This window comes from Streptomyces sp. NPDC004111 (genome assembly GCF_042874215.1).
GTDB lineage: Bacteria > Actinomycetota > Actinomycetes > Streptomycetales > Streptomycetaceae > Streptomyces.
In genome coordinates this window covers 1-19962 of sequence record NZ_JBIAMU010000029.1, presented here as the reverse complement: position 1 = coordinate 19962, position 19962 = coordinate 1, and the positions used below count along the sequence as shown (strand labels likewise).

15 protein-coding genes and 2 tRNA genes are annotated in these 19962 nt (G+C 70.2%); 6 read left to right on the top strand and 11 right to left on the bottom strand.

What is annotated here, in order from left to right:
- Positions 1-6: 6 nt before the first annotated feature.
- Positions 7-1533: a bifunctional folylpolyglutamate synthase/dihydrofolate synthase gene (locus tag ACFYVL_RS39675; protein ID WP_389254036.1), complete on the bottom strand. Its 1527-nt coding sequence runs from the start codon at positions 1531-1533 to the stop codon at positions 7-9.
- Positions 1534-1673: 140 nt separating this feature from the next.
- Here ACFYVL_RS39675 and ACFYVL_RS39670 point away from each other — a divergent pair, with 140 nt between their 5' ends.
- Entirely contained in the window at positions 1674-2735 is a 1062-nt protein-coding gene (locus ACFYVL_RS39670) for a rod shape-determining protein (protein WP_389254034.1), read from the top strand.
- A gap of 96 nt (positions 2736-2831) precedes the next feature.
- Here the strand turns inward: ACFYVL_RS39670 and ACFYVL_RS39665 are convergent, their stop codons facing one another.
- The gene (locus ACFYVL_RS39665) at positions 2832-3986 is read right to left on the bottom strand and encodes a sensor histidine kinase (RefSeq protein ID WP_389254032.1); all 1155 of its coding nucleotides are present in this window, start codon (positions 3984-3986) and stop codon (positions 2832-2834) included.
- 188 nt (positions 3987-4174) lie between these two features.
- Positions 4175-6799 carry a valine--tRNA ligase gene (locus tag ACFYVL_RS39660; RefSeq protein WP_389254030.1) on the bottom strand — a complete coding sequence of 875 codons (2625 nt, stop codon included), beginning with the start codon at positions 6797-6799 and terminating at the stop codon, positions 4175-4177.
- Between the two features lie 139 nt (positions 6800-6938).
- Between ACFYVL_RS39660 and ACFYVL_RS39655 the strand changes: the two genes are divergently transcribed.
- Positions 6939-7922 carry a hypothetical protein gene (locus ACFYVL_RS39655; protein WP_389254028.1) on the top strand — a complete coding sequence of 328 codons (984 nt, stop codon included), beginning with the start codon at positions 6939-6941 and terminating at the stop codon, positions 7920-7922.
- A gap of 114 nt (positions 7923-8036) precedes the next feature.
- On the opposite strand, the gene clpX is transcribed toward ACFYVL_RS39655, so the two are convergent.
- From clpX to ACFYVL_RS39630, 5 genes are all read right to left on the bottom strand, one after another.
- Complete coding sequence (gene clpX / locus ACFYVL_RS39650; protein WP_389254026.1) at positions 8037-9335, bottom strand: ATP-dependent Clp protease ATP-binding subunit ClpX; 1299 nt, start codon at positions 9333-9335, stop codon at positions 8037-8039.
- Between the two features lie 167 nt (positions 9336-9502).
- Positions 9503-10183, bottom strand: a complete 681-nt coding sequence (locus tag ACFYVL_RS39645) for an ATP-dependent Clp protease proteolytic subunit (protein ID WP_389254023.1) — start codon at positions 10181-10183, stop codon at positions 9503-9505.
- A gap of 48 nt (positions 10184-10231) precedes the next feature.
- Positions 10232-10849, bottom strand: coding sequence for an ATP-dependent Clp protease proteolytic subunit (locus ACFYVL_RS39640; protein ID WP_389254021.1), 618 nt, complete (start codon positions 10847-10849; stop codon positions 10232-10234).
- Between the two features lie 382 nt (positions 10850-11231).
- Positions 11232-12614: a trigger factor gene (tig, locus tag ACFYVL_RS39635; RefSeq protein WP_389254019.1), complete on the bottom strand. Its 1383-nt coding sequence runs from the start codon at positions 12612-12614 to the stop codon at positions 11232-11234.
- 181 nt (positions 12615-12795) lie between these two features.
- Positions 12796-12872: transfer RNA gene (locus ACFYVL_RS39630), tRNA-Pro, on the bottom strand.
- Between the two features lie 143 nt (positions 12873-13015).
- Here ACFYVL_RS39630 and ACFYVL_RS39625 point away from each other — a divergent pair.
- Positions 13016-13086: transfer RNA gene (locus tag ACFYVL_RS39625), tRNA-Gly, on the top strand.
- A gap of 65 nt (positions 13087-13151) precedes the next feature.
- Here the strand turns inward: ACFYVL_RS39625 and ACFYVL_RS39620 are convergent.
- Positions 13152-13346: a hypothetical protein gene (locus ACFYVL_RS39620; protein WP_389254017.1), complete on the bottom strand. Its 195-nt coding sequence runs from the start codon at positions 13344-13346 to the stop codon at positions 13152-13154.
- A 226-nt stretch (positions 13347-13572) separates the two neighbouring features.
- Between ACFYVL_RS39620 and ACFYVL_RS39615 the strand changes: the two genes are divergently transcribed.
- Both ACFYVL_RS39615 and ACFYVL_RS39610 read left to right on the top strand, forming a co-directional pair.
- Positions 13573-14799 carry an acyltransferase family protein gene (locus ACFYVL_RS39615; RefSeq protein ID WP_389254015.1) on the top strand — a complete coding sequence of 409 codons (1227 nt, stop codon included), beginning with the start codon at positions 13573-13575 and terminating at the stop codon, positions 14797-14799.
- Positions 14800-15129: 330 nt separating this feature from the next.
- Positions 15130-16311 carry a cation:proton antiporter gene (locus tag ACFYVL_RS39610; protein WP_389254013.1) on the top strand — a complete coding sequence of 394 codons (1182 nt, stop codon included), beginning with the start codon at positions 15130-15132 and terminating at the stop codon, positions 16309-16311.
- 106 nt (positions 16312-16417) lie between these two features.
- Here ACFYVL_RS39610 and ACFYVL_RS39605 read toward each other — a convergent pair whose 3' ends face one another.
- Positions 16418-17563, bottom strand: a complete 1146-nt coding sequence (locus ACFYVL_RS39605; protein WP_389254011.1) for a PP2C family protein-serine/threonine phosphatase — start codon at positions 17561-17563, stop codon at positions 16418-16420.
- A gap of 106 nt (positions 17564-17669) precedes the next feature.
- Here ACFYVL_RS39605 and ACFYVL_RS39600 point away from each other — a divergent pair, with 106 nt between their 5' ends.
- The gene (locus ACFYVL_RS39600; protein ID WP_389254009.1) at positions 17670-18917 is read left to right on the top strand and encodes a GNAT family N-acetyltransferase; all 1248 of its coding nucleotides are present in this window, start codon (positions 17670-17672) and stop codon (positions 18915-18917) included.
- 66 nt (positions 18918-18983) lie between these two features.
- Here ACFYVL_RS39600 and ACFYVL_RS39595 read toward each other — a convergent pair whose 3' ends face one another.
- A complete protein-coding gene (locus ACFYVL_RS39595; RefSeq protein WP_389254007.1) occupies positions 18984-19793 on the bottom strand; it encodes an Fpg/Nei family DNA glycosylase in 810 nt (269 codons plus the stop codon).
- Positions 19794-19962 lie beyond the last annotated feature (169 nt).

Sequence of the window (19962 nt, the reverse complement as noted above, 5' to 3'; positions counted from 1 at the left end):
ACAGTCTCAGCCCCTTCCCAGCAGCAGCCGGGCCTCTCCGACCGTGATGACCGATCCGGTGACGAGCACTCCGCCGCCGGAGAACTCGCCCTCCTCCTCCGCGAGGGTGATCGCCTCCTCGATCGCGTCGTCGAGCCGCGGCTCCACCTGGACCCGCTCCTCGCCGAAGACCTCGACGGCGATCGCGGCCAGCTCGTCCACGTCCATCGAGCGCGGGGTGGAGTTCCGGGTGACGACGATCTCCGCGAAGATCGGCTCGAAGGCTTCGAGCAGGCCCCGTACGTCCTTGTCGCCGCTGGCGCCGACGACGCCGATCAGCCGGCTGAAGCTGAACGCCTCGCCGACCGCCTCGGCCGCCGCCCGCGCGCCGGCCGGGTTGTGCGCGGCGTCCAGCACGACCGTGGGGCTGCGCCGTACGACCTCCATCCGGCCGGGGGAGGTCACCGAGGCGAAGGCCTTGCGGATGGTGTCGATGTCGAGCGTGCGGGCCTGTTCGGCGCCGATGCCGAAGAACGCCTCGACGGCGGCGAGCGCGACCGCCGCGTTGTGCGCCTGGTGGGCGCCGTGCAGCGGGAGGAAGATCTCCTCGTACTCGCCGCCGAGTCCGCGCAGGGTGACCAGCTGGCCGCCGACCGCGACCTCGCGGGCCACCACACCGAACTCCATGCCCTCGCGGGCCACCGTGGCGTCCACCTCGACGGCCTTCTTCAGCATGACCTGCGCCGCGTCGACCGGCTGCTGGGCCAGGACGACGGTGGCGCCCTGCTTGACGATCCCGGACTTCTCGCCCGCGATCTCGCCCGGCGTGGTGCCCAGGCGGTCGGTGTGGTCGAGCGAGATGGGGGTGACGACGGCGACCGAGGCGTCGATGACGTTGGTGGCGTCCCAGGTGCCGCCCATGCCGACCTCGACGACCGCCACGTCCACCGGCGCGTCGGCGAAGGCCGCGTACGCCATGCCCGTCATGACCTCGAAGAAGGACAGCCGGTACTCCTGCGCGGCGTCGACCATCTCCACGTAGGGCTTGATGTCCTCGTACGTCTCGACGAAGCGCTCGGCGCTGATCGGCAGGCCGTCCAGGCTGATGCGCTCGGTGATCGACTGCACGTGGGGGCTGGTGTAGCGGCCGGTGCGCAGCTCGAAGGCGCCGAACAGGGCCTCGATCATGCGGGCGGTGCTGGTCTTGCCGTTGGTGCCGGTGATGTGGACGGACGGGTACGCCTTCTGCGGCTCGCCCAGGACGTCCATCAGGGCGGCGATGCGGGTCACCGAGGGTTCGAGCTTGGTCTCGCCCCAGCGGCCGGCGAGTTCGGTCTCGACCGCGCGCAGGGCCTTGTCCACCTCCGGGTCGGCGGGCCGGGCGGGCACCGCGTCGCCGGACGGCGCACCGCCGTGGGTGCGCAGGGTGCGGCTGCCCGCCTCGATGACGGCGAGGTCGGGATCGCGGCCGGTCTCGGCCTCGACGATCTCCTCGAAGGCGCGGTCTTCGCTCGGGTCGTCGGCGTGGTCGTCGTGCTGGGGGAGGTCACTCACCCCGCCAGTCTACGGAGGGCGTACGACAACGGCCGACAGGGACCGGCGGGGACCTCCGGCCCCGGCCGCGGAGGCCTTTTATCCCTTCCATACCGAACGAGTGTGTGACCCTGGTAGATCACGATTCGGGAGGATTTCGAGTGAGCGACGAGACCACGCAGGCCCCCGCGCGCAGCCGCGGCGGCCGGGACAGCCGTGACATAGGCATCGACCTGGGCACGGCGAACACCCTGGTGTACGCACGGGGCCACGGCATCGTCCTCAACGAGCCCTCGGTGGTCGCCGTGAAGGCCGGTTCCGGTACGGCGCTCGCCGTCGGCACCGAGGCCAAGGAGACGATCGGCCGCACACCCGGCTCGATCACCGCGATCCGCCCGCTGAAGGACGGTGTGATCAGCGACTACGAGGCGGCCGAGGAGATGATCCGGCACTTCGTCCGCAAGGCCGTGCGGGGCCGCCGGCCGCGCACCCGCATGGTGGTGTGCGTGCCGAGCGGGGTGACGCCGGTGGAGCGCCGGGCCATCGTGCACGCCGCGGACCGGGCGGGCGCGCGGGCGGTGCACCTCATCGAGGAGCCCATGGCGGCGGCGATCGGGGCCGGCCTGCCGGTGTCCTCGGCGCGCGGCTCGATGGTGGTGGACATCGGCGGCGGTACGACGGAGGTCGCGGTGATCTCGCTGGGCGGCATCGTGACCGCGCAGTCGCTGCGGGTCGGCGGCGACCGGATGGACGCCGCGATCACCGACTACGTGCGCAAGGAGCACCAGCTGCTCATCGGCGAGCGGACCGCCGAGGACATCAAGATCGCGATCGGCTCGGCGTGGCCGGTGCCGGAGCGGCCCGAGCTGGAGGAGCAGTCCTTCACGGTCCGCGGGCGGCAGAAGGTCGGCGGGCTGCCGATGACGCTGGCGCTGTCGGTGGGCGAGGTGCGGGCCGCGCTGGACGAGCCGGTGGAGGCGATCATCGCGGCGGTGCGGGCGACCCTGGAGGAGTGCCCGCCGGAGCTGTCCGGCGACGTGATGGAGCACGGGGTGGTGCTGACCGGCGGGGGCGCGCTGCTGCCGGGGCTCGATCTGCGGATCTCGGCGGCGACCGGCATTCCGGTTCATGTCGCGGACAACCCGCTGGACTGCGTGGCGCTGGGTTCCGGCAAGTGCGTCGAGGATTTCGACAACCTCGACAAACTGCTCGCGGCGAGCTGAGCGGCGGCCCTAGCGAGGCCCCCGGCGGGAGGCGGACGGGCCCGGCGGGCCGTGGACGGGCTCGGGCCCGAGGCAGGGCGCAGGGCCGCGGGCCGCTCAGACCCCGGCGGGGAGCACCGCGCTCACCCGGTACTCCCCGTCGCGGCGGCCGGCCTCCAGGGTTCCGCCCATGGACAGGATCCGCTCCCCCATCGAGAAGGTGCCGGTTCCCGCGGAGACCGGCTCCTTGGTGGGCAGCGAGCGCGGCAGGCCGTTGGTGACCTCGATGCGCAGGTACACCTCGTCGAGTTCGATCCGTACCCGTACGGCCTCGCCCGGCGCGTGCTTGACGGCGTTGGTCAGGCACTCCTGCACGACCCGGTAGACGGCCGCCTGCCGCAGCGGGGAGAGCGCGGCGGCCCGTGGGTCGATGTCGAGCACCACCGGGCTCCCGGCCCGCTCCCCCTCGGTGGCCAGCTCCGCGAGGGCGGCGATGCCGGGGGTGGCGTTCTCCTCCCTGGCGCGCTGCACGATGATCTCGTTGAGGATGCGGTGCGCCTTGCGGGCGGTGTCGGAGAGTTCGTCGAAGTCCTTCTGGTGGGCCTCGCCCCGCGCGCGTACCGCCAGTACCTCGGCGCGCACCGCGAGCAGGGTCAGCTCGCGTCCGACGAAGTCGTGCACGTCCCTGGCGACGGACAAACGTTCCTGCTGTACGGCGTGGAGGGCCGCCGCGCGCCCTTTCTGGACCTCCAGCTCCCGTACCAGGTCCTGTCTGTTCGCGGCGACGCCCACGCCCGCGGCGAGCACTCCGATGGGCACGACGAGGCTCAGGAACTCCAGGAGCGTGTCGGCCTGTTTCTCCGGCCACCGCTCGTGCAGGTAGAGCGCGTAGGCGAAGACCACGTACCCGAGCGTCGCCATGGTCGCGGCGGCCCGGCCCCGGTAGCGGCCGATCTTGTACAGCGCGAACTGCATCAGCGTCAGCTCGTGCAGCCAGCCGAGCAGGGCGAGCGCGACGACGTACGGGATCCAGGGGAAGCGGCGGCGCAGCAGCAGCGATCCGGCGCCGACGGCGAGGACCGCGGTGGCGGAGAACCGGTTGAGCGATTCGTTGGCCTCGGCGACGCCGGGCACGTCGAGCAGCATCAGCCCGAAGCAGATGAGCGGTACCAGCAGGTCCAGGGTGTGCCGGTGGACCGTGCGGCCGTCCAGCCAGCGCCGGCCCGCCGCCCAGGCCCGGGATACCGGCGAGGCGGTGGGCATGTCGTGCATACGCTCCATAATGCAGGGCCCTTCGCCCTGGTTCGGCGGACTTCCGTCCCGTTACGAGTGATATGCGGCACGCACCGGGCGGCTCGCCGGGGTACGGACGAGGGCCCCGCACCGTGCTTCCGGTGCGGGGCCCTCCAGGGGTCCTGCGGGTGCCTGCGGCCCGTCCCGCGGGGCGGGCCGCCGGGTGGCTACTTGGCGGCGGGCAGTGCCTCGATCTGCGCGGAGATCCGGGCGATGTCCGCCTCGGCCTTGCTCAGCCGGCCGCGGATCTTGTCCACGACGTTGTCCGGCGCCTTGGCGAGGAACGCCTCGTTGCCCAGCTTGGCGTTGGCCTGGACGACCTCCTTCTTGGCGGCCTCCAGGTCCTTGGTGAGCCGCTTGCGCTCGGCCTCGACGTCGATCGTGCCGGAGAGGTCGAGTTCGACCTTGGCGCCCGCGACCGGCAGCGAGGCCGTCGCGTGGAAGCCGTCCTCGGCGGGCTGCAGGCGCAGCAGCTGACGGATGGCCGCCTCGTGCGGGGCGAGCGCGGTACCGGCCAGGTCCAGGCGGGCCGGGACCTTCTGGCCGGGCTGCAGGCCCTGGTCGGAGCGGAACCGGCGGACCTCGGTGACGACCTGCTGGACGAGCTCGATCTCCTGCTCGGCGTCGGTGTCCCGGAAGCCGGAGTCGACCGGCCAGTCGGCGACGACGACCGACTCGTTGCCCGTGAGGGCGGTCCACAGGGTCTCGGTGACGAATGGGACGATCGGGTGCAGCAGCCGCAGCGTGACGTCCAGGACCTCGCCCAGGACGCGGGCGGAGACCTTGGCCTGCTTGCCCTCGGCGAAGAACGTCGTCTTGGACAGCTCGACGTACCAGTCGAAGACCTCGTCCCACGCGAAGTGGAAGAGGGCGTCGGAGACCTTGGCGAACTGGTAGTCGTCGTAGAGCGCGTCGACCTGGGCGACGACCGTGTTGAGCCGGGAGAGGATCCAGCGGTCGGTGGCCGTCATCCGCTCGGGGGCCGGCAGCTCGCCCTCGACGGTCGCGCCGTTCATCAGGGCGAAGCGGGTCGCGTTCCAGATCTTGTTGGCGAAGTTGCGGGAGCCCTGGACCCAGTCCTCGCCGATCGGGACGTCGACGCCGGGGTTGGCGCCGCGGGCGAGGGTGAAGCGGACGGCGTCGGAGCCGTACTTGTCCATCCAGTCGAGCGGGTTGACGACGTTGCCCTTGGACTTCGACATCTTCTTGCCGGTCTCGTCGCGGACCATGCCGTGGAAGGCGATGGTGCGGAACGGGACGTCGCCCATGGCGTACAGGCCGAACATCATCATCCGGGCGACCCAGAAGAACATCAGGTCGTAGCCGGTGACCAGGACGGAGTTCGGATAGAACTTCTCCAGCGACTCGGTCTGCTCCGGCCAGCCCATGGTCGAGAAGGGCCACAGTCCGGAGGAGAACCAGGTGTCGAGGACGTCGGTGTCCTGGTGCCAGCCCTCGCCGGTGGGTGCCTCGTCGTGGGGACCGACGCAGACCATCTCGCCGTTGGGGCCGTGCCAGACGGGGATGCGGTGGCCCCACCACAGCTGGCGCGAGATGCACCAGTCGTTGAGGTTGTCGACCCAGTCGAAGTAGCGCGGGGTGAGCTCGGCGGGGTGGATGTTGACGCGGCCGTCGCGGACGGCGTCACCGGCGGCCTTGGCGAGCGTCTCGACCTTGACCCACCACTGCATCGACAGACGCGGCTCCAGCGTCGTCTTGCAGCGGGAGCAGTGGCCGACGGAGTGGACGTAGGGGCGCTTCTCGGCGACGATCCGGCCCTCGGCGCGCAGGGCGGCGACGATGGCCGAGCGGGCCTCGAAGCGGTCCAGGCCCTGGAAGGGGCCGGGGGTGAGGATGATGCCGCGCTCGTCGAGGACCTGGATGGTCTCCAGGTCGTGGCGCTGGCCGATGGCGAAGTCGTTCGGGTCGTGGGCCGGGGTGACCTTGACGGCGCCCGTGCCGAACTCCGGGTCGACGTGGGTGTCGGCGACGACGGGGATGCTGCGGTTGGTCAGCGGCAGCTTGATCTGCTTGCCGATGAGGCGGGCGTAGCGCTCGTCGTCGGGGTGGACGGCGACGGCGGTGTCGCCGAGCATCGTCTCGGCGCGGGTGGTGGCGACGACGATGGTGTCCTCGCCCTCGCCGTACGTCATGGAGACGAGCTCGCCGTCGTCGTCCTGGTAGTCGACCTCGATGTCGGAGATGGCCGTCAGACAGCGCGGGCACCAGTTGATGATGCGCTCGGCGCGGTAGATCAGGCCGTCGTCGTACATCTTCTTGAAGATGGTCTGGACGGCGACGGACAGGCCCTCGTCCATGGTGAAGCGCTCGCGGTCCCAGGCGACGCCGTCGCCGAGGCGGCGCATCTGGCCGGAGATCTGGCCGCCGGACTCTTCCTTCCACTGCCAGACGCGCTCGACGAACGCCTCGCGGCCCAGGTCGTGGCGGGACTTGCCGTCCTTGGCGAGCTCGCGCTCGACGACGTTCTGGGTGGCGATGCCGGCGTGGTCCATGCCGGGCTGCCACAGCGTCTCGAAGCCCTGCATGCGCTTGCGGCGGGTGAGGGCGTCGATCAGCGTGTGCTCGAAGGCGTGGCCCAGGTGGAGGGAGCCGGTGACGTTCGGCGGCGGGATGACGACGGTGTACGCCGGCTTCTCGCTCTTGGCGTCGGCCGTGAAGTAACCGCGTTCTACCCAGCGCTCGTACAGCGGCCCCTCTACGGCGGCCGGCGTGTAGGTCGTCGGCAATGCGTCGGTGGCGGCGGGCTGCGGAGTCTGAGAGTTCTCGGTCACGCGGCCAGTTTAAGGGCCCGCGGGTACCGCTCCGAAACGCGTTTCTTTGGTAACAGTGCGGCCCCCGGCAGCCCACTTGTCACAGGCGTCGGTGAGGATGTTGCGCGACGCATAGGCATCTGGAGGGGAAACCCGTTTCATGAGCTACAACCAGCCGGGCCCGTACGGCGGCCAGCAGCCGCAGCAGCCGAACCCGTACGGCGGGCAGCCGGGTCCCTACGGCCAGCAGCCCCCGCAGGGCCAGCCTGGTTACGGTTACCCCCAGCAGGCACCGCCCGCCCAGCCGGGCTACGGATACCCGCAGCAGGCCCAGCAGCCGCCGTACGGGCAGCCCCAGCAGCCGCAGTACGGCCAGCAGCCTCCCTACGGGCAGCAGCCCCCCTACGGCCAGCAGCCGCCGCAGGGCCCCTACGGCCAGCAGCCGTACCCGGGCGGCGGCGAGCCCCCGAAAAAGAAGAAGACCGGCCTGATCGTGGGTCTCGCGGTGGTGGTGGCCGCGGCGGGCGCGGGCGCCTACTTCCTGTTCTTCAGCGGCATCAAGGACGACGGCCCGCACAAGCTGGAGGCCAAGGACGTCGTGCTGGGCGACTACAAGAGGCCCAAGCAGATCCCCGTGTCGAAGGGCGACGAGGAGACGAAGAAGGCCATGGAGACGGCCGGGGTCACCGACTTCGAGATGACGGGCGCCACCTACAACACGTTCGACACCTCGAAGATCGTCCCCACCGACCCGACGTCGCTGGAGGGCCTGAAGACCTCCAAGGGCGTCAACTTCAGCGGGGCCTTCGGCACGATCAAGGACCCGGAGAAGGCGCTGAAGTCCTACTTCGAGTCGATGCGGCTGGCAGCCCAGAAGGACGCGGGGAAGCCGGACAAGGGCCAGCTGATCGGCACTCCGCAGGACGTGTCGCCCGCGAGCCTGGACAACGCCTACATGAAGTGCCAGAAGCTCCAGGGGCCGAACAAGACCACCAAGAAGATGGAAGAGGGCTACATCTGCGCCTGGGCGGACTACTCCACCCTCGCCGCAGGCAGCGCCAGCGCGTCGCAGAAGCCGCTGTCGATGGAGGAGACGGCTGAGCTGCTCGCCAAGCTCCGCACCGATATCCGCGTCCCGAAGTAGACGCCCGCGCCTCGCGAAGCAGGCGTTCGCCTCGCGAAGCAGGCGCACACGACAGAGGGCCCGGCCGGTTGGTGAAACCGGCCGGGCCCTCTGTCGTGTGCGGAGGCAGGGACGTTACGCCGACTTCTCGTGACGCCCGTCGTTCTTGCCGATGATGCGCGGCTCGCGCGGCACCAGGGTCGGGTTCACGTTGGAGTGGACGACCTCCTCGGTGATGACGACCCGTGCCACGTCCTTGCGGGACGGCACCTCGTACATCACCGACTGGAGGACCTCCTCCATGATGGCGCGCAGGCCGCGCGCGCCCGTGCCGCGCAGGATCGCCTGGTCGGCGATGGCCTCCAGGGCGGGGAGGTCGAAGTCCAGCTCGACACCGTCGAGTTCGAAGAGCCGCTGGTACTGCTTGACCAGTGCGTTGCGCGGCTCGACGAGGATCTTCAGGAGCGCTTCGCGGTCCAGGTTGTGGACGGAGGTGATGACGGGGAGGCGGCCGATGAACTCGGGGATCATCCCGAACTTCACCAGGTCCTCCGGCATGATCTCCGAGAACTGGTCGCTGGCCTGGATCTCGCGCTTGGAGCGGATCGTCGCGCCGAAGCCGATGCCCTTGGCGCCCGCCCGCGACTCGATGATCTTCTCCAGGCCGGAGAAGGCACCGCCCACGATGAACAGCACGTTCGTCGTGTCGATCTGGATGAACTCCTGGTGCGGGTGCTTGCGCCCGCCCTGCGGCGGAACCGAGGCGGTGGTGCCTTCGAGGATCTTCAGCAGGGCCTGCTGGACGCCTTCACCACTGACGTCGCGGGTGATCGACGGGTTCTCGCTCTTGCGGGCGACCTTGTCGATCTCGTCGATGTAGATGATGCCGGTCTCGGCCTTCTTGACGTCGTAGTCGGCCGCCTGGATCAGCTTCAGGAGGATGTTCTCGACGTCCTCGCCGACGTATCCGGCCTCGGTGAGGGCGGTGGCGTCGGCGATGGCGAAGGGCACGTTCAGCATCCGGGCCAGGGTCTGCGCGAGCAGCGTCTTGCCGGAGCCGGTCGGGCCGAGCAGCAGGATGTTGGACTTGGCGAGTTCGATCGCGTCCTCGCGGCCCGCCGCGCCGCCGCCGTTCTCGCCGGCCTGGACGCGCTTGTAGTGGTTGTAGACCGCGACCGAGAGGGCCTTCTTCGCGGGCTCCTGCCCGACGACGTACCCCTCCAGGAACTCGTAGATCTCACGAGGCTTGGGGAGCTCCTCCCAGCGGACCTCGCTGGTCTCGGCGAGCTCCTCCTCGATGATCTCGTTGCAGAGGTCGATGCACTCGTCGCAGATGTACACACCGGGACCTGCGATGAGCTTCTTCACCTGCTTCTGGCTCTTTCCGCAGAACGAGCACTTGAGCAGGTCTCCGCCGTCACCGATGCGTGCCACGAGGTGAATCCCCTTCGCCTGGGAGCCGCCGGGTGCAGCGACTCCTGGTGCCTCAAACTTCGACGGTACCTTGCCTGACCCCCCGTTCGGGCCCCCCTTGGCACGGTTCACGAGGACGTGCGCCGTGCCAAGGGGTGGGCAGGACCGGTTACTTCACGCCACGAGGCTCAGGCCGCGGCCGCCGCCGTGCTCTTGCGCGTCGAGACGATCTGGTCGACCAGGCCGTACGCCAGGGCGTCCTCGGCCGTGAGGATCTTGTCGCGCTCGATGTCGTCGCGGATCTTCTCGATGGGCGTGGTGGAGTGCTTGGCGAGCAGGTCCTCCAGCTGCGTGCGCATCCGCAGGATCTCCTTGGCCGCGATCTCCAGGTCGGAGAGCTGCTCCCGGCCGGTCTGCGAGGACGGCTGATGGATGAGCACGCGGGCGTTGGGAAGCGCCATGCGCTTGCCGGGCGTGCCGGCGGCGAGCAGGACTGCGGCGGCGGAGGCCGCCTGGCCCATGCAGACCGTCTGGATGTCCGGCTTCACGAACTGCATCGTGTCGTAGATCGCGGTGAGCGCCGTGAAGGAGCCGCCGGGCGAGTTGATGTAGATCGAGATGTCACGGTCGGGGTCCATCGACTCCAGGCACAGCAGCTGCGCCATGACGTCGTTGGCGGACGCGTCGTCGATCTGCACGCCGAGGAAGATCACGCGCTCCTCGAAGAGCTTCGCGTACGGGTCGTACTCGCGCACGCCCTGCGAGGTGCGCTCGACGAAGCGCGGCACGATGTAGCGGTTGTCCACCTGCGGGCCGGTGTAGAGGCCGTTGGCAGGGGCGGAGAAGTTGCTCATGTGGGTGTTCACCATCCTGGTGGCGTCTTTGGGGCTGGGTTGCGGAGCAGTGGCAGTCGGGGCTCAGGCCCCGGTGCCGCCGCCGCCCGGAACACCCGAAGCAGCGGAGATGATCTCGTCGATGAGGCCGTAGTCCTTGGCCTCCTCCGCCGTGTACCAGCGGTCGCGGTCGCCGTCGCGGATGATCGTCTCGACGGTCTGACCGGAGTGCCTGGCGGTGATCTCCGCCATGCGGGTCTTGGTGCGCAGCAGGTACTCGGCCTGGATCTTGATGTCCGAGGCCGTACCGCCGATACCGGCCGAGCCCTGGTGCATCAGGATGTCGGTGTTCGGGAGCGCGAAGCGCTTGCCCGGGGTACCGCCGGTGAGCAGGAACTGGCCCATGGAGGCCGCCATGCCCATACCGATGGTGACCACGTCGTTCGGGATGTACTGCATGGTGTCGTAGACCGCCATGCCCGCCGTCACCGAACCGCCGGGGCTGTTGATGTAGAGGTAGATGTCCTTTTCCGGCTCGGCGGCCAGGAGGAGCAGCTGCGCCGTGATCTTGTTCGCGATGTCGTCGTCGACCTGCTGGCCGAGGAAGATGATGCGCTCGCCAAGAAGTCGGCTGTAGACCTGGTCGCCGAGGCCTCCACCGAGGGACGGCTCGCCGGCGGCGTAGGGCATCAGATTCGTCACGTATTCCACCTGCTCGTCTCTGACGGCTCCGGCCGTCTCAGCGTCTTTGTACGGGGGGTCGGGCATCCCACCCAACCCGCCTACTCATGGACCCTAACGCGCAGGTAGGACAACGCCATCCCGCTTCCCGAACTGTTCGCTCGGAGCGCAAGGTGGTGGGCTCAGGTGTACGTACGGGCGGCCCGGACGCACGCGCGCGTGTGCCCCGGCCGCCGGAGGACACGCGTGCACGGGTGGCCGAAAACAGCGCCACGCGCGCGTGGCGGGAGCGGCGGTACGACGACGGGCCCGGACGCAGCGAGTGCGTCCGGGCCCGTCGTGGTGACTGCGCGGGCCGTCGTTCCGGGGTCGTGCGGGTGCGGTGACCCCGGAGGGCGGGTCCTTACTTGGCCTCGGCCTCGGCGGTCTCCGCGGCGGCCTCGGCCGGGGTCTCCTCGGAGCCCTCGGCGTCGTCCTCGTCGTCGAGCTCGACGAGCTCACCGTTGGTGTCCTTGACCGTGGCGGCCTCGACGACGACGGCGAGCGCCTTGCCGCGGGCGACCTCGCCGACGAGCATCGGCACCTGGCCGCCCTCGACGACGGCCTGGGCGAACTGGTCGGGGGACATGCCGGAGGACTGCGCGCGACGCATGAGGTGCTCGGTGAGCTCCTCCTGGTTCACGTTCAGCTTCTCCTTGTTGACCAGCTCGTCGAGGATGAACTGGGTCTTGATGCCCTTGATCGCCTGGTCGGCGGTCTCCTTGTCGAACTCTTCCTCGGTCTTGCCCTGGATCTCCAGGTACTTCGCGAGGTCGATGCCCATCTGACCGAGCTGGTGGTGCTCCAGGTTGTGCTTGCGGGTCTTGACCTCGTCCTCGAGCAGCTTCTCGGGGATCGGGACCTCGACGAGCTCGATGAGCTTGTCGAGCACGCGCTCCTGGGCCTGGGTGGCCTGGTCGTACTGCTTCATGTTCTCAAGGCGCTTGCGGCTGTCCGCCTTGAGCTCCTCCAGCGTGTCGAACTCCGACGCCATCTGGGCGAAGTCGTCGTCCAGCTCGGGGAGTTCGCGGGCGGCGACGGCGGTGACCTTCACGGTGACCTCCGCGTCCTTGCCCTCGGCGGAGCCGCCCTTGAGCTGGGAGGTGAAGGTGGCCTCGCCACCGGCCTCCAGGCCCTTGACGGCGTCGTCGATGCCTTCGAGCAGCTCGCCGGAGCCGATGGTGTACGAGACACCCTCGGCCACGCCGTCCTCCAGGACCTCGCCGTCGACCTTCGCCTCAAGGTCGATCGTGACGACGTCGCCGTCCTCGGCGGCGCGCTCCACGGGGTTGGTGGAGGCGAAGCGACCACGCAGGTCCTCGACGGCCTTCTCGACGTCCTCGTCGGAGACGGTGACGGCGTCGACCTCGACCTCGATGCCGGAGTAGTCCGGGATCTCGATCGTCGGGCGGATGTCGACCTCGGCGGTGAAGGCCAGCAGTTCGCCGTCCTTCAGCTCCGTGATGTCCACCTCGGGCTGACCCAGCGGGTTCAGCTCACCCTCGTTGACGGCCTCGGTGTAGAACTTCGGGAGGGCGTCGTTGACGGCCTCCTCCAGCACAGCGCCACGGCCGAACCGCTGGTCGATGACTCGGTTCGGGATCTTGCCCTTGCGGAAGCCCTTCACCGTGACCTGCTGGTTGATCTTCTTGTACGCCGCGTCGAGGCTGTCCTTGAGCTCCTCGAAGGGCACCTCAATGCTGAGCCGAACCCGGGTCGGGTTCAGGGTCTCCACGGCGCTCTTCACGGTTCGGTCTCCTTGGTGGCTGACTTCAGGGGTTCTGCCGAACCGCTTCAGTGGGGCGGTCCTGCTGATCGAGCCCGGTATCAGACACACGGGCACGCAGTTTGCATAGTAACGGCAAGCCGACGTGCACCCACAACGCGATCTTGTGGGTGGACCTGCGCAGGTTCGAGTTGATCTCTGCTGGTCGGGGTGGCCGGATTCGAACCGACGACCTTCCGCTCCCAAAGCGGACGCGCTACCAAGCTGCGCCACACCCCGTCGGTGCGACACGTAGGGTACATGCCCGCGGGCGCTGCGTCGGCCGCTTTACGACCTCGTGGAACGGGGTGTGCGCCGATGCGCTCCGACCCGCTACAGTGCTGTCCGTACCCCGGTCGCCGCGGCGACCGAGAGGTGTGTGTGCGGGCGTAGCTCAATGGTAGAGCCCTAGTCTTCCAAACTAGCTACGCGGGTTCGATTCCCGTCGCCCGCTCTTGTGGCCTCCGGCCCGGTCGAGTTCGCTCGCCGGGCCGGAGGCTTTTTCGTGCGCACCGGGCCTCAGAAGCTGATGTTGTTGAGCGTGCTGGCTATGGAGTTGAGGAAGCGCTGGATGTCGTCCGCCATGCCGGTGGAGGCGAGGAAGAAGCCGAAGAGCACGGCGACCAGCGCCGGTCCCGCCTTCAAGCTCTTTCCTCGAATCAGCACAAACAGAACGACTGCCAACAACAGCACCACTGACAGTGAAATGGCCACAACTGATCACACCCTTGGTCGGTCCGCCTTGCCGGCCCGGGGATACACGGCCCAGTGCTTCCCCCGCCGGACCATCGTGCCACCAACACCCCACTGCTGACTGCCGGGTGACGGACAGTTGATGGCTGGATCACATCACTGGCCACGCTGGTCACACCCGGTTCGGGCGAAAAGTGGTCCGGACCAATGCGTGACGTATCTGGACGGCGCCACTAGGGTGCCTCAAATGCTTCAGGATCCCCGTGAGCACCAGAGCGCGCCTCTTCCTCCGCTGAAAGAGGCCGTACCGGCCCTCCGGCCCCTTCGGCAGGCCCGCGCGGCGCGCAAGGCCCCGGCCGGTGACCTCGCGGGACGCGACGCGTACTTCGACAACGCCAAGTACCTGGCGATCGTGCTGGTGGCGGTCGGGCACACCTGGCCGCTGGTGCTCTCCGGCAGCCGGGCGACCGAGGCCCTGTACATGCTGGTGTACGTGTTCCACATGCCGGCCTTCATCCTGATCTCCGGCTACTTCTCGCGGACCTTCGACATGCGCCCGCACAAGCTGATGCGGCTCGTTTCGAGCGTGGTCGTGCCGTACGTGGTCTTCCAGACGGCGTACGCGGTCTTCTTCGCCGTGATGGAGGACGGGCCGCTCACTCTCCAGCTGATGTGGCCGCGGTTCCTGATGTGGTTCCTGATGGCCCTGTTCGTGTGGCGGCTGCTGACCCCGCTGTTCCTGGCGATCCGGTGGCCGGTGCAGATCTCGCTGCTCATCGCGGCGGCAGCGGCGGGCACCCCGGACATCAGCGGCCAGTGGTCGGCGCAGCGGGTGCTCCAGTTCCTGCCGTTCTTCGTGCTGGGGCTGAAGCTGCGCCCGGAGCACTTCCGGCTGGTGCAGCGCTGGTCGGTGCGGTGGGCGGGGATCGGTGTGTTCGCCTTCTCGCTGGTGTTCATGTACTGGGTGGCGCCGCGCGTCCAACTCGACTGGATCTACCGCAATCACTCCTCGCAGCACATGGAACAGCCCTGGTGGGTGGGGGTGTTGATGACGTACGCGATGTTCGGCGCGGCCCTGGTGCTCACCGCGTGCTTCCTGGCGTGGGTGCCGCGGCGGCGGATGTGGTTCACGGTGCTGGGCGCGGGCACGATCGGCGGATATCTGCTGCACGGCTTCGTGATCAAGTTGGCTGGATACGAAGGGTGGGTGGAGCGGTTCGGCCTGGACAGTCCGGGCGGCCGGGTCGTGGTGACGGTGGCCGCGGTGGGCATGGTCACGGTGCTGTGCACACCGCCGGTGCGGCGGGTGCTGAAGTGGGTCGCGGAACCCGACCTGACATGGCTGTTCCGCAGAACGCCGGGCGGCGGGGGCGGTTCCGGGGCGGGTTCGGGTCCGGGGGCCGCCACGGGCAAGCTGCTGCCGCAGGGGGCCGCCGCCCGCGGCGACGCACCCACCGGGGCCGGGGTGCGCTGAGCACTCCCCCGTACCCCGGCTGCCTCTGATCCCGGGAACGGCTGTCCCACCGGGCGGCGAATCGAGGAAGGGTGCGCGCGGCGCACCGCACTTCGTCATGTCTGCTCCCCGTGGGTCGGGCGCCCGGCCGCCCCCTGTGGCCGCCCGGTCCATGAGGACCGCAGGGCCGGCACCACCTCCGAGCGGGTCCACGAAGGTGAGGGCTTCTTGCGAAGGAAATCGTTCGGTAAACTAATTACTGATGATTTCTTGACGCGCCCTTGACCATCGACCTGACCGTTGCCAAGCAGGAGGAGCGGCCCCATCGGACACGCGGACACACTCATAGCCATGGGCGGCGCCTTTCTCGCCGCCGCCGTACTAGCCCGGCTCGGCGGCAGGATCGGGCTGCCGACCATCCCTCTGTTCATCCTGGCCGGGATCCTGCTCGGCCCGCACACCCCTGGTTTCGTACTTCTGAAGGACCCCCACGACCTGGAGATGCTCTCCGCGCTGGGCCTGGTCCTGCTGCTCTTCTACCTCGGGCTGGAATTCCACCTGGACGACCTCAAGGCGGGCGGCCGGAAGATGGCGTTCGCCGGAGGCGCCTACCTCCTGCTGAACGTCGGTGCCGGTCTGGGCTTCGGGCTGGCGCTCGGCTGGGGCACCTCCGAGGCGCTGGTACTGGCCGGTGTGCTCGGCATCTCGTCCTCGGCGATCGTCACCAAGGTGCTGGTCGACCTGGGGCGGATCGGCAACCCGGAGACCAAGCCCATCCTCGGCATCATCGTCGTCGAGGACATCTTCCTGGCGCTGTACCTGGCCGCGCTCCAGCCCATCCTGTCCGGGGCGGACAGCATGGCGGCGGCGGCCGTCGACGCCGGCAAGGCCTTCGGATTCCTGCTGCTGCTGGCGCTGGCCGCCCGGTTCGGCACCGGGGTCATCGGCCGTCTCATCGGCACCAAGGACAACGAACTCCTGGTCATCTCCTTCCTCGGTGCCGCCGTCTTCGTGGCGGGCGTCTCCGAGTGGTTCGGGGTCGCGGACGCCATCGGGGCGTTCATGGTCGGCCTGATGCTCGGCAGTACGTCGTCCGGCGAGCGGATCATGAAGCTGGTGCATCCGCTGCGGGACGCGTTCGGGGCGATCTTCTTCTTCGCGTTCGGGCTGTCGATCGACCCCGGCGACCTGCTGGTGGTGTGGGGTCCGGTGCTGATCGCCGTCGCGCTGACGCTGGTGATGAACGTGCTGGCGGGAATGACGGCCGGGCGGATCTACCGGTTCGGGCCCCGGCCGGCGGCCAACATCGCGACGACGCTGCTGGCGCGGGGCGAGTTCGCGCTGATCCTCGCCACGATGGCGGCGGGCGCCGGACTGGACGCGCGGCTGTCGCCGTTCATCGCCGGGTACGTGCTGCTGCTGGCCGTTCTGGGCCCGATGGCGGCGGGCAAGGCGGGATGGCTGGCCAGGATCCTGCCCGGGGGGCGCAAGGAGGTCGCGGCCGTGCCGGAGCGGGAACGGGTGGGGGTGTAGACGGCGGGCCCCCGTCGGACCCCGACCGTGACCGACCGAGTGCGCGGCCGGGACTTTCGCCGGGGCCGCGCGCACGGTCCCCTGCGTCCCTTGAGGGGCGCCGGGGTCAGCCCCGGCAGAGCAGGAGGAGGGCCCGGTCGTCGTTGACGTCCTTGGCCACTGCCTCGATCAGGTGCCAGGCCGCACCCTCGAATCCCGCCGCCACGTACTTGTCCGCCTCGCCCGTCAGGCGGTCCACGCCCTCGCTCAGGTCGCGGCCAGGGGCCTCCACGAGGCCGTCCGTGAAGAGCATCAGGACGTCGCCCGGGGCCAGCACGCCCTTGGCGGGGTCGAACTCCGCCCCGTCGTAGACGCCCAGCAGCGGGCCCTCGCCCGACTTCTCCTCCCAGCGGCCACTGCCCGCGTGCAGCTGGAGGGCGGGCAGGTGGCCGGCCGAGAGGAGTTCGTACTCGCCGGTCTCCAGGTCGAGGACCAGGTGGATGGAGGTCGCGAAGCCCTCGTCCCAGTCCTGGCGCAGCAGGTAGCCGTTGGCGGCGGGGAGGAAGTGGTGCGGGGGCAGCGAGCCGAGCAGACCGCCGAAGGCGCCGGAGAGGAGCAGGGCGCGGGAGCCCGCGTCCATGCCCTTGCCGGAGACGTCGGTGAGGACGACCTCCAGGGTCCGGCCGCCGTCGCCGGTCCTGGCAGCGACCACGAAGTCGCCGGAGAAGGACTGCCCGCCCGCCGGGCGAAGCGCCATCTCGCTGTGCCAGCCCTTGGGCAGGGACGGCAGCGCGCTCTGCACCCGGATGCGTTCGCGCAGGTCGAAGAGCATCGTGCCGCCGCGCCGCCACGGCACCCCGACCCTGGCCCGGAACTGGGCGATGACCAGGCCGAAGAAGCCGCACGCCGCGACTGTGAGGACCGTGCCCGGGGTCACTCTGGCCGGGCCCTGGGTGTACGGGCCGAGGACGACGGACTCGACGATCAGGGCCGTCGCCGCAGCCGCGTACAGACCGAGCAGGCTGGCCGGGCGCAGCAGCAGCCCGCCCGCCACGATCGGCAGCACGAGCATGGACGGCGCGCACCACACCGGCAGCAGGATCGTTCCGAGCGCGATGGCCGGAACGGTCAGCAGGAGGGCGGCCAGCGCCAGCCAGTCCGAGCCGTCCCCCCGGAAGTAGTCGACGCCGGATCGGCGCAGCCCATTGCGGGCCCGGTGCGCCCGTTTGCGCAGCCGGGCCCGGTACGAGTCGTCTCCCACTGCGTGGCCCATTGGTCTGGACACTACCGACCCACCCGGCTGCTCCGCAGGGGGACCCCTCTGACATCGCGTTCGAAATGAGTGGCTTGTCATGGCGTGGCGCTGGTAGGGATGGCATATGACTACGGAATTGCGGGTGCTGGACGAGGGCGAGTGGGACACCTGGTACGCCACGCTGGAGCGGGCGTTCAGCGGGGTCGAGGAGTCGCCCGAGGAGCGCTCGCTGTGGCGTGAGCTGACCGAGTACGACCGGTCGCTCGGGGTCTGGGAGGACGGCGGCTGCGTGGGCACCGCGGGTGCCTTCAGCTTCCGGATGACGGTGCCGGGAGGCGCGTCGCTGCCGGTCGCGGGCGTCACCATGGTCAGTGTGGCGGCCACGCACCGGCGGCGCGGGATCCTGACGTCGATGATGCGCCGGCAGCTGGACGACGTACGGGCGCGGGGCGAGGCGGTCGCGGTGCTGACGGCTTCGGAGCCGATGATCTACGGCCGCTTCGGGTACGGCGCGGCGACCTTCGAGATGCGGGCCGAGATCGACACCGCGCGGGTACGGATCGACGTCCCGGCAGGTACCGAAGGCATACGACTGCGGTACGTGCCGGTGACCGACGAGGCCGTCCTGCGCACGTGCGAGGAGATCTACGCGCGGGCGGTACCCGTCCGTCCCGGCATGCTGGCGCGGCAGCCGGGCTGGGACCGGGTGCCGGTGCTGGACCCGGAGCGGGGCCGGGAGGGCGCCTCTCCCCTCCAGTGCGTGCTGGCCGAGGACGCCGACGGCCGGGCGCTGGGCTTCGCCCGGTTCCGGGTGAGGCCGCAGTGGGGTCCGGCGGGGGCCGACGGGGCGGTGCTGCTCGCGGACCTGGAGGCGGCCGGTCCGCTCGCCCCGCAGGCGTACGCGGTGCTGTGGCGGTTCCTGTTCGACATCGACCTCACGTCGAAGCTGGTCACCCTGAACCGGCCCGCCGACGACGCGTGGCTGCACCTGGTGTCCGACACCCGGCGCAGCGCGGTGCGGCTGCGCGACTCGATGCACGTGCGGCTGGTCGACGTGGGGGCGGCCCTGGAGGCACGGACCTACCGGGCGCCGGTGGACGTGGTGTTCGAGGTGAGCGACGCGTTCTGCCCGTGGAACGAGGGGCGCTGGCGGCTGACCGGCGACGCGAAGGGCGCGGTGTGCGTGCGGACCGCGGACCCCGCGGACCTCGCCCTGTCCGTACGGGAGCTGGGCGCGGCCTATCTCGGCGGGGTGTCCCTGGCGGAACTGGCGGCGGCGGGCCGGGTGCGGGAGTCGCGCGAGGGGGCCCTGGCGGAGGCGACGGTGGCGTTCGGCTCGGACGTGGCGCCGTGGCTGGCGCACGAGTTCTGAGCGTTCCGAGAGGAGCCGCGGGGGCGCGGGGCGTCGGGGCTGCGGTGGGGCGGGGCGCCCGGTGCGTCAGGGTTTCTGGCAGGCCGGGCACCAGAAGAGGTTGCGGGCGGCGAGGTCGGCGGTGCGGATCTCGCTGCCGCACAGGTGGCAGGGCATCCCCGCCCGGCGGTAGACGTACACCTCGCCGCCGTGGTCGTCGACGCGCGGCGGGCGGCCCATCGCCTCCGGGGTGTGCTCGGGGCGGACGGTGTCGATGCGGTTGTTGCGCACGCCTTCGCGCATCAGGACGGCCAGGTCGTCCCACAGGGCCTGCCACTGGGCGGCCGTGAGGGACTTTCCGGGGGTGTACGGGTCGATGCCGTGCCGGAAGAGCACTTCGGCGCGGTAGACGTTGCCGACCCCGGCGACGACCTTCTGGTCCATCAGCAGGGCGGCGATCGTCGTACGGGAGGCCCTGATGCGGCGGCCCGCACGGTCCGGGTCCGCGTCCGCCCGCAGGGGGTCGGGGCCGAGCCGGTCGTGGATCGCCCGCTTCTCGGCGTCCGTGACCAGGGCGCAGGTGGTGGGGCCGCGGAGGTCGGCGTACGAGGTGCTGTTCCGCAGGCGCAGGCGGACGGTGTCCGTGGCGGGCGGGGCGGGGGCGTCGCCGAGGGCGTACTTGCCGAAGAGGCCGAGGTGGATGTGGATCCAGGTGTTGCCCTCGAAGCCGAGGAAGAGGTGCTTGCCGTGGGCCTCGGCGGTCTCCATGAGTCTGCCGGTCAGGAGGGCGGCGGAGTCGGCGAAGCGGCCCTGGGGGCTGGTGGGGTGGGGGTTCGTGCCGGCGAAGCGGGCCAGGTGGTCCTCCGCGAGGCGGTGGATGGTGTGGCCTTCGGGCACGGGGGCTCCCGGGTGGGTGCGGGTGGGGGTTCGGCTCCGCCGGGGGGGCGGGGCTCGGGGTGCGGCTCTGCCGGGGGGCGGGGTGCGTGCGGCTCCGCCGGGGGCCGCCCCCTTGCCCGCCCGTTCCGCCCCCGGGGGGCGGCCCCGCCGCCCAAGGGGGCGGGGGCGG

Bases quoted from the DNA above. Each gene is read 5' to 3' on its own strand.
- ACFYVL_RS39665 (WP_389254032.1), bottom strand. From the start codon at position 3,986: ATGCACGACATGCCCACCGCCTCGCCGGTATCCCGGGCCTGGGCGGCG.
- ACFYVL_RS39655 (WP_389254028.1), top strand. From the start codon at position 6,939: ATGAGCTACAACCAGCCGGGCCCGTACGGCGGCCAGCAGCCGCAGCAG.
- ACFYVL_RS39645 (WP_389254023.1), bottom strand. From the start codon at position 10,183: ATGGTGAACACCCACATGAGCAACTTCTCCGCCCCTGCCAACGGCCTC.
- ACFYVL_RS39615 (WP_389254015.1), top strand. From the start codon at position 13,573: ATGCTTCAGGATCCCCGTGAGCACCAGAGCGCGCCTCTTCCTCCGCTG.
- ACFYVL_RS39610 (WP_389254013.1), top strand. From the start codon at position 15,130: ATGGGCGGCGCCTTTCTCGCCGCCGCCGTACTAGCCCGGCTCGGCGGC.
- ACFYVL_RS39605 (WP_389254011.1), bottom strand. From the start codon at position 17,563: ATGGGCCACGCAGTGGGAGACGACTCGTACCGGGCCCGGCTGCGCAAA.
- ACFYVL_RS39600 (WP_389254009.1), top strand. From the start codon at position 17,670: ATGACTACGGAATTGCGGGTGCTGGACGAGGGCGAGTGGGACACCTGG.